Origin of the sequence: Puia sp. P3, from assembly GCF_050632245.1 — a bacterium.
Classification (GTDB): domain Bacteria; phylum Bacteroidota; class Bacteroidia; order Chitinophagales; family Chitinophagaceae; genus Puia.
This window is the reverse complement of the sequence record NZ_CP192583.1, coordinates 2,874,684-2,886,724: the sequence shown is the minus strand read 5'-3', so window position 1 is coordinate 2,886,724 and position 12,041 is coordinate 2,874,684. Positions and strand designations below refer to the sequence as shown.

13 protein-coding genes are annotated in these 12,041 nt (G+C 57.9%); 2 read left to right on the top strand and 11 right to left on the bottom strand.

Translation table 11 applies throughout. The features are described 5' to 3' along the window. The first annotated feature begins 166 nt into the window (after positions 1-166). Positions 167-907, top strand: a complete 741-nt coding sequence (locus ACQ86N_RS17335; RefSeq protein WP_431216237.1) for a LytR/AlgR family response regulator transcription factor — start codon at positions 167-169, stop codon at positions 905-907. Between the two features lie 26 nt (positions 908-933). Here ACQ86N_RS17335 and ACQ86N_RS17330 read toward each other — a convergent pair whose 3' ends face one another. The 4 genes from ACQ86N_RS17330 to ACQ86N_RS17315 all read right to left on the bottom strand — a co-directional run bounded on the left by ACQ86N_RS17330 (position 934) and on the right by ACQ86N_RS17315 (position 3,730). Further along, positions 934-1,071, bottom strand: a complete 138-nt coding sequence (locus tag ACQ86N_RS17330; protein ID WP_431216236.1) for a hypothetical protein — start codon at positions 1,069-1,071, stop codon at positions 934-936. 109 nt (positions 1,072-1,180) lie between these two features. Then, positions 1,181-1,600 carry a hypothetical protein gene (locus tag ACQ86N_RS17325; RefSeq protein ID WP_431216235.1) on the bottom strand — a complete coding sequence of 140 codons (420 nt, stop codon included), beginning with the start codon at positions 1,598-1,600 and terminating at the stop codon, positions 1,181-1,183. Between the two features lie 340 nt (positions 1,601-1,940). Then, positions 1,941-3,302 (bottom strand): hypothetical protein, encoded by a 1,362-nt coding sequence (locus ACQ86N_RS17320; RefSeq protein ID WP_431216234.1) that lies wholly within the window; start codon positions 3,300-3,302, stop codon positions 1,941-1,943. Beyond that, the gene (locus tag ACQ86N_RS17315; RefSeq protein WP_431216233.1) at positions 3,200-3,730 is read right to left on the bottom strand and encodes a hypothetical protein; all 531 of its coding nucleotides are present in this window, start codon (positions 3,728-3,730) and stop codon (positions 3,200-3,202) included. Before ACQ86N_RS17315 ends, ACQ86N_RS17320 begins: the two co-directional genes overlap by 103 nt. A 124-nt stretch (positions 3,731-3,854) precedes the next feature. Between ACQ86N_RS17315 and ACQ86N_RS17310 the strand changes: the two genes are divergently transcribed. After that, positions 3,855-4,175 (top strand): hypothetical protein, encoded by a 321-nt coding sequence (locus ACQ86N_RS17310; protein ID WP_431216232.1) that lies wholly within the window; start codon positions 3,855-3,857, stop codon positions 4,173-4,175. A 54-nt stretch (positions 4,176-4,229) separates the two neighbouring features. Here the strand turns inward: ACQ86N_RS17310 and ACQ86N_RS17305 are convergent, their stop codons facing one another. The 7 genes from ACQ86N_RS17305 to ACQ86N_RS17275 all read right to left on the bottom strand — a co-directional run bounded on the left by ACQ86N_RS17305 (position 4,230) and on the right by ACQ86N_RS17275 (position 12,000). Continuing rightward, positions 4,230-4,409, bottom strand: a complete 180-nt coding sequence (locus tag ACQ86N_RS17305; protein WP_431216231.1) for a hypothetical protein — start codon at positions 4,407-4,409, stop codon at positions 4,230-4,232. 62 nt (positions 4,410-4,471) lie between these two features. Next, positions 4,472-4,657, bottom strand: coding sequence for a hypothetical protein (locus ACQ86N_RS17300; protein WP_431216230.1), 186 nt, complete (start codon positions 4,655-4,657; stop codon positions 4,472-4,474). Between the two features lie 265 nt (positions 4,658-4,922). After that, on the bottom strand, positions 4,923-6,455 hold the full coding sequence (locus ACQ86N_RS17295) for a GDSL-type esterase/lipase family protein (protein ID WP_431216229.1): 1,533 nt from the start codon (positions 6,453-6,455) through the stop codon (positions 4,923-4,925). Beyond that, positions 6,452-6,907, bottom strand: coding sequence for a putative Ig domain-containing protein (locus ACQ86N_RS17290; protein ID WP_431216228.1), 456 nt, complete (start codon positions 6,905-6,907; stop codon positions 6,452-6,454). Before ACQ86N_RS17290 ends, ACQ86N_RS17295 begins: the two co-directional genes overlap by 4 nt. Positions 6,908-7,296: 389 nt before the next feature. Next, positions 7,297-10,305, bottom strand: coding sequence for a glycosyl hydrolase family 28 protein (locus ACQ86N_RS17285; protein WP_431216227.1), 3,009 nt, complete (start codon positions 10,303-10,305; stop codon positions 7,297-7,299). Then, positions 10,239-11,108, bottom strand: coding sequence for a hypothetical protein (locus ACQ86N_RS17280; protein ID WP_431216226.1), 870 nt, complete (start codon positions 11,106-11,108; stop codon positions 10,239-10,241). The genes ACQ86N_RS17285 and ACQ86N_RS17280 overlap by 67 nt, the downstream gene beginning before the upstream one ends. Positions 11,109-11,679: 571 nt before the next feature. Then, entirely contained in the window at positions 11,680-12,000 is a 321-nt protein-coding gene (locus ACQ86N_RS17275; RefSeq protein WP_431216225.1) for a hypothetical protein, read from the bottom strand. Between the last annotated feature and the right edge of the window lie 41 nt (positions 12,001-12,041).

The following is a 12,041-nucleotide window of genomic DNA, read 5'->3' as shown; positions in this document are numbered from 1 at the left end:
GCGTATACAATACAAAGGACAGAAACCTGGGCAATAATATCAAGCACAGCGGCATCGGCATCGTCAATGTCCGGCGGCGGCTGGAGCTGCTGTATCCCGGCAGGCACGACCTTCAGATAAAGGACTCGGAAAGGAGTTATGAAGTTAATCTGGAAATCCGACTCGCATGAATGCAACCAACCATACGATGAGTCTCCGCTGTATGATCGTGGACGATGAGCCGATCGCCCGCAAGCTGCTGCAGGAATATATCGAGGACATCAGCTTCCTCGAGCTGAAGGGGACGGTGGAGAATGCGCTGAAGGCGAATCAGCTGCTGAACAGCGAGCCGATCGACCTGTTGTTCCTCGATATCAATATGCCCAAGCTGACGGGTCTGGAGTTTCTCCGGACGGTGACCTCTTCTCCGATGGTGATCATGACGACGGCCTATGCCGAATATGCGGCGGACGGATTCGAGCTGGACGTGCTGGATTATCTGGTAAAGCCTTTCTCCTTCGAACGGTTCCTGAAAGCCTGCAACAAGGCGAAGGAATACCATGAACTGAAGACGAAGGCTGTGGCGGATGCGACGACGGAGAACGACTATTTCTTTGTCAAGCGGGACGGACGGATCGAGAAGGTCTTTTACGACGAGCTGGTCTATATCGAGGCGATGCTCAACTATGTCGTGCTTCACACCACCAATGGCAAAATGGTGGTCTATCATACCATCCGGGGCATCCTCGAGCAGCTGCCTTCCGATATCTTCCTGAAGGTGCACAAGTCCTCCATCATCAATATCAAAAAGGTGAAGAGCATTGAAGGGAATACCATCGACCTGGGCGTGGCGAAGGTCACGGTCAGCCACAGCGCTTTTGAAACGGCGATGAAGACAATCTTAAAAGACCGGATGATCAAGCGATAGCGGCGTTATGTTATTGGTCCTCCCTGTCATTTTCGTTCGAGCAACCTGAAGAACTGGTCCAGCTGCGGCAGGATCACGATCCGGGTCCGCCTGTTGGCGGCGCGGCCATCGGCGGTATTGTTGGGGGCGACGGTGATGTATTCGCTCCCGCCTGCGGCGGTCATGTGTTCCGGGGGATATTGTATTGGTTCTGGAGGATCCTGACAACGGAAGTGGCCCTTTTTACGCTCAGGTCCCAGTTATCGAGGAGGACGCCCTCGGTTGTAGGGAACGCTATCGGTGTGGCCCTCTACCATGAATTCTATATCGGGCTGATTTTTTAGTACGGTCGCCAGCTTTTCCGAGGACCTCCTTAGCCCGTTCGGTCACCGTATAGCTTCCGCTGTTGAAAAGCAGTTTGTCCGAAATATCGATATAAACGACGCCTTTTTCAATTTTGATATTGATATCCTTATCGTCCATATTGCCGAGCACGCCCTTGAGGTTCATGACGAGTGCCAGCATGAGCGAGTCCCGGTGGGCAAGGGCGGACTGCAGGTCGCGGATGTAGACGTCTTTTGCCCCGATATTATCGAGGGATTTCCTGATGCTTTCGGCCTGGCTGCTGCTGATGACCGAGAGGTCCTGGAGTTGTTTGAGCAGTTGGGTGTTATTTTCGCGGATCGCGGGCAGCTGGCGATTGAGGTCGTCCACCTGCCTGAGCAGCGTCTCTTTTCCCTGTCGAGTGTAACTGTGGCGTCGCGGCAGGACTGCAGCGCGGTCTGGCCGGCTGTATACAGTGAGTCATATCTGGCCTGCGCGCGCTGCTGCGCCGGTATTATATTTCTTCGTGCTGACGCAGGAGAAGAAGATCAGTCCCGTCGCCAGGATGGTCATCCAGTGTTTGGAGCTCATACAATGCTTTTTGGGTTATCCGCAAAGCTAGCGGCTATCCGCCCCTGTAATGCTGATCTTCCTCAGGCCTTTTCCTGACGGCCGTCACCTTCCTACCATCGAAGGCTTACCGTGATGCCGTCGGGGCTATTTCCAAAACTCAGCCATTCTGTCTTCGAGCTTTCGTCCCAGGACGACTGCGTGTCCGGGAGGGGTTGCCTTTGCTATCCGTGGTGCTGACGGATAGGGGCTTTGCGGGCAGCCGGACGCGCATTGAATTTTGGGTATTGCCGGGGCTTTTTGCGATGAAAGAATAGGCGTGGGTGTTTGTCTTTTCGTCGTAGACGCGGGCGGCTCCCGCGAGGACGCGGGGTGTGTTGTTGGCAGCCACGCGGCGGCAGTCATAGAGGAGCGCCTGTTCACCTGGCTGTATCTCCTTTTGTTGCAATACGGGCAGCTGCGGGTCGAAGAGGTCGATGACGGGGCCCCTGACCGTGTAGGGTTTGCTGTCGGCGTTCTCGTCGAGCACGGCGACGATATCGTAGGGTCCGCGCTCGAGGTACAGGACGTTCCTGAATTGCAGCGCGCCGGCGTTTGCGTCCTTCTCCCAGGCCTGTTTTATCGCGGCGAGATAGGGAGCGTCGCCTCCGGCATCCATGACATATTCTTTTGGGTTCTGCCGGAGGATATAGACGGCGCCTTTGCCAACCGTATAGCGTTGTTTGCCAGGAGAGGCGTCGATGCCCAGCTCCTTAAAGAGATGCCGGGAAGGTGCGGTAAAGCTGTTGCCTTTTGTATCCCACCATTCCATGACGGACTGATAGGGATCGTCGTCCCGGCCGCAGTAGACCAGTACCCCACCCTTTCTTACCCAGTCGGCGATATAGCGGTGTACTTCGGGGCCGTCGGGTTTCATATTGGAATAGCTCATGACGAGGATTTTGGTCTTGCCGAGCGTGGCCGGATACTTCAGGTTTTCCATATGCACCGTCATTACGGGTACGCCCCTTTTCAACAGCGGGAGTGTCTGTCCGTAAAAATTGGAGAACTGTGGGTCTTCGAAGCCGTTGTGGGTGGGGAAGCGCTGGAACATCAGCGAATTGCTCATGAGCACCGCGATGCCGCCCGTGCCGCTGACCTTGTTGGAAGACAGCGGCATAGCGTTGAGGGCGTTGATCATCACCTGCATCTGGGTGGAATAGTATTTGGGGATCAGGGAGCTGCTGTCGCTGTTGGCCAGTTTGTAGGGGCGGGTGTAGATGCGTTCGGGCCAGGGCATCACCTCATAGTCGGAAACCATGGGATATAAGAGCTCGGCGGTAAAGGTCGCCTGGTAGTTGCGTTTATAGTCGGCCCAGTCGCGGGGCCAGTCTTCGATGGGGTCGGTCAGGAAGAACAGTTTTCTTTTTGTCGGGGCCGTCATCGAGACCATCGAGCCGTATTCGAGGAAGGCGTTCTCGAATACGCGTTCTTTCTGGACGCCGTTGAAATAGGTGGGTTCCCGTGAAGTTCCGGTCCACACTGGGCGATATAGCCGTCGATGCCGGGCAGCGAGGCGAGGCTGGCTTCGGGGCTGACGATCTTCCAGCTGGAATAGTTGACGAGCGAGTGTGTGGCGATATAGACGCGGATGTTTTTCCCTTTTGACCGGCCATAGGTCTTCGCGTAGTCCGAGACCTGTTGGATGGCGTTATAGTACAGGTGATATTTCAGCTTGCTGGAGAGATAGGTGTTCTCGGCGGACTCGTGCTGGGGCCGCCAGGGAAAGCCGTAGAATTTTTGCCATTCCTCTTTGAAGGGCGTGCTGTAGCCTGCCCTGGCCCAGAACTCGGGTTCTTCGAGGAAGATGGTCGTAACGCCGGCGTCGATGACCCGTCTGACAACGGCTGTCTTCATGTATTCGATGAAGCTCTGTACGGGAACCACGTAGGGCATATTCTTTCCGTGCATGATCGTATCGCCCTGCTGGGTGACCTGGCCGACGCCGAGGTGGTTGTGGCCGTCCCACTGACCCGAGGAAATAGTCGAAGTACTCGCCCCATGCGATGCCGGTCATGAAGGCGGGCTGGTAGCCGTGGTCGCGCCAGGACTGGAGGCGTTGCCCGAAGGTCAGTCCCTTGCGGTCGTTGACGCCGTAGACGATGGCTACGTCGGAGCGGACGTCGATCTGCGGGATCCAGGGGCTGCTGGTCTGGAAGGAAGTTTTCTGCCGGGGTTGTTCGGTGGCGGGGTAATAGGCCTGGGAGAAGGACGTGAGCCAGGTGAGAAGGAGGCCGGCCGGCGCGAGCAATTTTTTCATAGCCGAATGTACGGCGATGAAGTTTTAGCAAAAAACAGCAAATCCCCATCCGGGAAGTTACCGGACGGGGAAGCGCCTGCGAATGAGAGTAGTTAAGGGCATTGTGGGCGCCGTGGTGGGCGCGAGGTAAGGGTTACGGATGGAGGCGTGTTAAGCACGCTGGTTGTGCAGGCGATAGCTGACGTAGTTGATCCAGAGTATGAGAGATGCGAACCAGGTCAGGACCATTGAATAGGCGACTACGTAGTCTCCGCTGATATAGAACTTCCCGCTAAGGAAGCAAATGAGGATGATAACGGGAAGGGTAAGGAAGGTAAAGATCGCTTTCATGTGATTTCAATTGTGAGGTAAGGAATGCTGTTTGTTGTGTTTCGGTTGATGGTTGGGGTTGTCTAGGCCTTCCTGACGGGGACGACGTGAAGGAGATCGTGGGTTTTGATCCAGAAGACCATGGAGCTGATAGATGAAACAACCAGCAGGTAGGCGACAAACAGCTGTCCGTCGAGGTAGAAATTTGCGCTGAGGATGTAAGCGAATACGATAGCGAAAAGAGTCAGCAGAGAGAATAACGTTTTCATTGCGGGTGCATTTACGGTGTTAAAAAGACTATGTTATTTAGGAATCTAAGCTATTTGGGGTAGCTCATAGTCATTGGAACGGAGGCATTCCTTAGGATAGTTGAAAACGTGTATTGCTGTGTGCGAATGTGTAAACTAAACCGTGAAGGTAATTCAGTGGGAGATTGGGTACGATCTGGTGTTGTAAGGGAAGGTGATCCGGGAGGAGTATTGGACCGTTGATGAAGCAAACCTACTATCCATTTTTGGATTGTGCAAGCAAATGTTAAAAATAATTTGCGATCAGGGGCGCGAGGCGGCGGTAGCCCGCGGCGTTAGGATGCAGACCGTCAATGAATTGCGATTCGTCGATGGTTCCGTCGGGCCGGAGTAAAATTTTTCCGGGGTCGATATACGTTATGTCTTTTATCTGTGCGATCTGCTGGTTCAGTGCTGCTATTCTCATTTCCATTTTTCTTCGCGGGAGCAGACCTGACAATATTATTTTCGACTCCGGCTGGTGCCGGCGGATCTCCGTTATTAAATTGGTGAGGCCGGCGACGATCTCCGAATCGGTATTGATGGAAAGGTTGTTGGTCCCGATCATCACTAGGACATGTTTTGCCGTGTAGGCGTCGAGCTCGCCGTGTGTCACGCGCCACAGGACGTTCTCGATCCTGTCCCATCCGAAGCCCATGTTCCGTACGTCATGGGGCTCCATCCATTTGTTCCAGGAGTCGGCGCCGTTGGCGAATGGTCCTGCCGGCAGTCCGCCCCAGAAGTGTACGATGGAATTGCCGAGGATAATATTGGGTGGCGGGGAAGATCTGTTTAGTTCGAGAATCGCGGCGTGTCTGGACTGCCAGTTATACTGGGCGTCGCGGTTTTGGGGCCTGGCCGTCGTCGTATTGTGTTGGGGGGTGATCTTTATGAGTCGGACGCCATGGGGAGCGAGCGGGGTTGTAAACGTGGTCGCATAGCTGCCGAGGTCTTTCTGCCGCCAGCAATCCCTTACCAGTTGGTCGTGGCCGACGTTGAGTGATTCCCAGGAGATGGTAGCTGTGCTGGCTGTGTCCGCCATATTGAAGATGCCGATGGCGGTGGTACCGTCTTCGAGTTCTTTCATCCAGACCTGGAGCGAGCCGGTGCTGATCACGCGTCGCGCCTGCTGACCGAGGGGGTCCTGGTCGAGAGCGATGACTTCGTCGTTGGTCAGCAGTCCGAGTGTAAAATCGTCCATTTTGGAAATATCGCCGCCGATGAGCAGCGGCGCCGACAGCAGGCACCAGAGACTGAAGTGCGAGTACTGTTCGTCCGGCGTAAGCCGTGTGGGGTGCAGGTCGCCCCATCCGATCTGTCCGAGGACCAGCATATCGGGGTCGTTCCAGTGGCCGGGGCCGGCGTAGGGAAAGAGGCCGGATTCGCTGAAACCCGTGGCCAGGACGGATGCCCAGCTATCGGTGATGTCTCCGGTTGTACGCCAGCAGGAGGCGCCCACGTCCCTACCCCATTTCCAGACTCCCTTCATCCCGTACTGGCAGAGGCTGTATAAGATGTCGCGGTGTTGTGTTTTTAGCGCCTGGTCCATGACCCGGTAGGGTTTGATATAGGTGTCGGGGGTGGTGTCCGTACCTGCTATCTTCCCGTAGCTGCACCAGTCGTATTTGAGGTAGTCGACGCCCCAGCGGGCATAGGTGGCGGCGTCCTGTGCTTCATGGCCGAGGCTGCCGGTATAGCGGCCGCAGGTGAGTTCGCCGGGTGAGGAGTAGATGCCGAATTTCAGTCCATTGCCGTGGAGCCAGTCGCCGAGGGCTTTCATGTCGGGGAATTTATCGTTTGCTGCGACCTCCCCTGTGGCGTACGCCGGCGTGCCTGCCAGGCGTCGTCGATATTGATATAGTTCCAGCCGTGGTCGGCGAGCCCTTTGTCGAGAAGCGCCTGGGCCGAGCTCCGGACCTTTGTGTCGTCGACGCTGAGGCCCCAGCAGTTCCAGCTGTTCCAGCCCATCGGGGGTGTGAGCGATATCGTGGGCCCGCACCTGACCGTAAAACCTCTTGTGGCGTGGCCCAGGGTATTACTAACGGAAATCTGCATGTGGAATTCGCCTTCCTTTTCGAGGGCGCCGGTGATGAGGCCGGTCGTGCTGTCGACGGTAAGGCCCGCGGGGAGGTTCCGGACGGCATAGCGGAGGGGTTTTGTGCCGGTCGCGGCTATTTTATAAAGAAAGGGGGAACCTGGCCGGATCCCGAATATCCTGGCGCCGTTGATCACGGGGGTTGGGGGTGGTTTTGGGGTAAGGATGCAGGCGCTGTCCCAGGATGGGGTGGCCGGGGGTCCTGGGGCTGGGTCGGGCCGATATAGGGTATCAGGGGATAGATGCCGCCGTTGCCGCTGCCGTCATAGACCCGGACGGCGATGGTGTTCTGGCGGTCCCAGCGGAGGAGGGGGTCGTTATGGGCAAAATGGTACTCTCTTTTATGTAATTCTTAGTGACATAACCTTCCTTATCTGTTGGGAACGAGCCCGTTTTGCCGATCAGCCTGCCGTTCAGATAAATCTCGTCGGCGTCGTCTATTTTGCCGATAAAGACGGTGATCGAGTCATTGGGGCTGGCCAGGGAGCGGGGCAGGAAGGCCTTGAGGCGGTACCAGGCATATCCATTATAGCCGGGGTGGCCGGCGTCTTCCCGAGGAATTCCGGTGCGGATGGGGGTCCGAGGACTTGTCGTCGAGGTTGGGGGCTTTCCAGGAGGGGTCGTCGCCGGAAGTCCAGCGGGCCGCGGGGAGGGCGGCGATCTCGGTTACGTCGTCCCGGAGGAAGTTGGGGCGTTGGTCGGGGGTCTGCGGGGTGCTATTCACATTTTGAAGGGAAAGCCCTTTTACGTGGCGGAAATAGAAGCCGGAGGCTGGGAGGGAGTTGCCGAAGATCCGGTTTTCGGGATAGGAGTTTTCCATCTCGGGGATTCGGCGGGTGGCGTCCTTGGCCGTGCCTCCGCCGGGGCCCGTGATGCGGATGTCGTTGAAATAGATGTTTTGGAGGCTGGCGTCGGGGAGGCCGGTCACAGAGGAGCTGATGCGGCTGTATGCGGTGGCGCGGATATAGCTGATGGAGACGTTCTTCAGGCTGCTGATGGCGGGGGGCAGGCAGGGACGGGGTCTTCTTTGTCTGTCTCCCAGGCGGATGAAGATGGGGGTCTGAACGTGGTCCATCTGAATATGGGAGATATCGATATCCTCCGACTCTCCGCCGTCGACGGTCTCGACGGCGATGCCGGCGAGGACGGTTCTGTCAGCCGTGATATGTTCGAGCTTTTGGCGCCAGTGGCGGATGGGGTCTTCGGATGCGGCGTTGACGGTACAATTAGATATGGAGATATGGCGGAAGCCGGTGCGGGAGGCTGTGCCGAGCTTGATCGCGTTGCAGTTGCTGGCGAGGTGGCAGTTGGTGACCTTTACGTTCTCGCAGGCCATGCCGGGTGTCTCGGATTTCAGGCAGAGCGCGTCGTCGTCGCTGTCGATGGTGCAGTCGGACACCGTGACGTTGCGGCTGTCGATGTCGAGGCCGTCGTTGTTCCAGTTGGAGTGGCTGTAGACCCTGATGCCGCGGATGTTTACGGTGTCGCAGCCGCTGTAGTACTGTACCCAGAAGGGTGAATTTCTCAGGGTGATGTCTTCGATCCGGACATTGTTGCAGCGTACAAAATGGATGATCCGCGGGCGGCCGTTGCCGTTATCGCCTTTCTGAAAGGCGGAGTCGCCGCCCTGGCCGTCGATCGTGCCGGGGCCTGTGATGGCGATGTTCCTCGCGTCGCTGGCGTAGATCAGGGCGGGGCTCGAATAGTCTTCGGGCCGGGTGCTACCGAGTAAGACGGCGCCCTGTTCGAGGTGGAGTTCGACGTTGTCTTTGAGGTATAGGGTTCCGATGGTGTGTTTGCCTTTTGGGATGCGGACGATGCCGCCGCCGTGGGCCGAGCAGCTGTCGATGCTGTGCTGGAAGGCCGTTGTGGTGTTGTCTTTTCTTTCGAATGCAAATTCCACTTCATTGGCCCAGTGCGTCTTCCAGTCGGGGTGGAAGGCGCGGGCGTTGACTTTGGAGACGCTGCGGTCTCTGGCCAGCTCCATGCAGGCGGCGGGTGCGGCGTTGTCGTTGACGCGGAAGGAGAGTTTGACGGTGCGGCCTTCGTCCATGGCCTTCTTTACGTCGGGTAGTTCCGACCAGGGGATGGCACACTCGGTGATGACGGTATTGCCGTCGCGGTGGATGGCCAGCCGGCCGTTTTTGACGGGCCCCTCCCCTTCCGATCGCGGTTGTCTGGGGAAGAAATGTTTTCGGTTGAGGCCGGGGGCGAGCAGGCGCCAGATCTCGGTACCGCCTCCGTATTGGGCAGCCACCGGATTCATCGCGTATTCATAGTCGGTACATTTATAGCCGGTATAGCGGGGCATGGTTCCTGGCGGATAGGCCAGCATTCCGTCCTGGCCATCGGGTAGGACGTTGAAGGCGAGGAGTACGTTGTCATAGGAGTACCCGAGGCCGGAGTTGTCGGGTGTTACGGGGCCTTTGCGATAGGTGAAGTGGCGGACGCCGGCCGGCCAGATCAGGGGATTGCGGATCTCTGTGTGGGCCGCTTTGGCGGTGATGCCCTGTGGCAAGTGGGTGGAATCGCCGGGGAGATAATATCCAAGCTGACCATAGACGCCTTTCCAGTTGGCCCTTGTATCCAGGTCTTCGTTGGTGAAGAGTTTTCCTTTGCCCGGGGATGTCGGGGGGTCGAAGAAGATACCTCCGAGTTTGACGGAGTACCACCAGCCCCAGGCGTGGAAGGCGACGCGGACCTTGCCTTTTAGTGTGAAGGACTCGTAGGCGCCGTCCCAGAGTTTGTCGATGCGTCGGTTCTCCAATAATTTTCCGTTGGCGTCAAAGATGTCCATGAGCAGGCCGGAGACTTTGATATTCGGCAGGTAGAAGGTGACGAGCGTTGGGTGGTCTTCGGGCAGGTGGAGGTCGACGCCGAAGCTATTGGTGTTGTCGCCGCTCTCCCAGTAGTTGGTGTTCTCCTTTGTCACGAGGCTTTTCATCATGTCCAGTTGGTATGCCGTGTCGGGATAGAAGAACTCGTCGTCGGGGCGGTTGGCGAACCGATAGGTGCCCGGATGGGGGGTGCTGTCCGCGACCTTTGCGGCGAAGTAGAAATAGCGGTCGTCGCAGGCGAAATAGCCGTTGGCGAATCCGCCGGAATTCGTGTCGAAATTCTTAAACGGGTACCAGGCTGATTCGGTGAGGCTGGGGCCGGCGGCGCCGCTGCTGACGCTCTGCGGGAGGGCGCCCTGCCAGTCGTCGAGGCGTCCGTCGACCGTGATGGTTCGGCGTGAGACCTGATCCACGTGCATGTCTTCCTCGTGGGTGGCCTCGCCGTCTTTGCCGGCGTCGAATTTTGCGGTCAGGTGGTAGCGGTTGTCGGGGGTGGGTGCTCCGGCGGTGATGGTAATGGGGATTGTGGCTATTTCATGTGGTGCGAGCTTTATGGCGGCGGGGAAGCTGATGGACAGGCTGCCGAGCGTGGCGTTCAGCGTGCCTTCGACTGGGCGGTTGAGCATGTTTGTTAGTTGCAGCTGCAGTGTGGCGCCCTGGGGGATGGGAGAAAGCATGTCTTTTGCGATGATCTCCACCGGCTGGATGCCCTGGATACGGGCTGTTTTGATCGTTTCCAGGAGCTGAGGTCCGAGGAACCTTTTGTACCGTCGGTGCGCAGGTAGTATCCCTGGCTGTTGAGCGGCACGGTGATCCTTCCGTCAGCCGGCGGTACGGGGTTGCCATAGAAATCGTAGAGCCGGAAATGCGGGTCGGCGGGGATGGTGAGGGTGGCGTCAGACAGTCGCACGCTTCTGAACAGGGTGTGGTCGCGGCCGAAGCCTTCGCCGATGTCGCCGCAGACGACGGCCGTACCGTCGTCGGGGTCGTTGTCGTATCCGTCGAAGAGCATGACCCGGGGAAGGCCTTTGAACAGAAGCCGGTTGAATGCGCGTTCTCCGACGAGGTGCTGTACGGCACCGACTGCTGCGGCGGGGGACCATGCATCGGGCAGTCCCTTCATTTTGCCGATATTGTCGATGGGGTGGCCTCCGGCCGAGCTGACCGTATACATATAGCCGGCGAAGATGCCCATAGAGCGGTCGTAGCCGGCGCTGCGGCTGGCGGCCACTACGAGGCCGATGCGGTCGTCGGTATTGCCGACCCAGCTTTCGGTATCCCATATGCGTACGCGGCCGTTTGGCGATTTCCGGTGGACCCATTCGGGGTACAGCACGGGTGACTCGATGCCCTGATAGTGGATACTGCAGAAGTCGAAGATGGGCAGGAAGGTCATTTTGCCGTCCGCAAACAGTTTGTCCCAGGCGTTGGAGTTGGAGTCGCCTCCGCCTACCAGCACTTCGGCTCCCTGTCGTCGCGCTTCCAGGACGGCGTCGGCCATGGCGGTATAGATCTCGCGGTAGCGGGTATGTCGGCCTGCCAGCCGGAGATCGACATGCCTTCCAGGGTTCGTTCCAGAGTGAAACGGCGGTTACGGGTCCGGCGGGCCAGCCGTATTTGGTGCAGAGTCCTTTGACGAATGTCCTGAAGTCGGCGTCGGCGGAGGGGAGCCAGGCATAGTCCTGTTTGGTCTTGCGCATTGTGCCGGTGCTGTCGAGGTGGGCGCGGGGGATGCCGAGCGGCATTGGGGCGGTGCCGGCACCGAACATCAGCAGTACCGTTATGTTCTTTTCCTTGTATTCCTTTAGTTTTTTGTCCAGCGCTTCCATCTTTTGTGCGAAGTCGGGCGCGGTTGTGGGGGTATAGTCGACTCCCATTCGGATGGCCTGAACGCCTACGCGATGGAGGAAGTCGGCGCCCATATCGTCCGAGGGCCTGCCGGGGGAACTGCAGGCGGCGTGGGTTGGCCGCGTAGGTGCGGACGAGGCTGGTGACGAGTCTCCGGCCGTATTTACCGAGGTCCATCACGAGGGCGTAGCCGCCGAATGTGGGCGGGATGGAAGGGCTGATGTCTATTTCTTTTTTCCGTGCGCGGGGATGTCGATGTCGACGGGCAGCGAGCCCAGGTCGGCGAGTTTCACCATTTCCGGCAGCCAGACGTCGTTGGGTCTTCCTTTTGTGCCATAGCGGACGATATCGATGCGTCCTTTCACCTGTATCGGCTGGTCGTCGTTGTTGACGACGGCGATGGTATAGGCGGGTTTGTCTTCGGGCCACCATACACCCGTGGTCACGGCCGAGCGGACCGGGTAGACGTCGTAGTCATAGTGGCGGAGGTTGTTGGTAACGCCGAGGACTTTTTCATAGTCGACCCAGTTCTGCGGTGGAACCATCTGGGTAAGGCAGCGGTTAACGGAAAGGAGCAATAAGACGA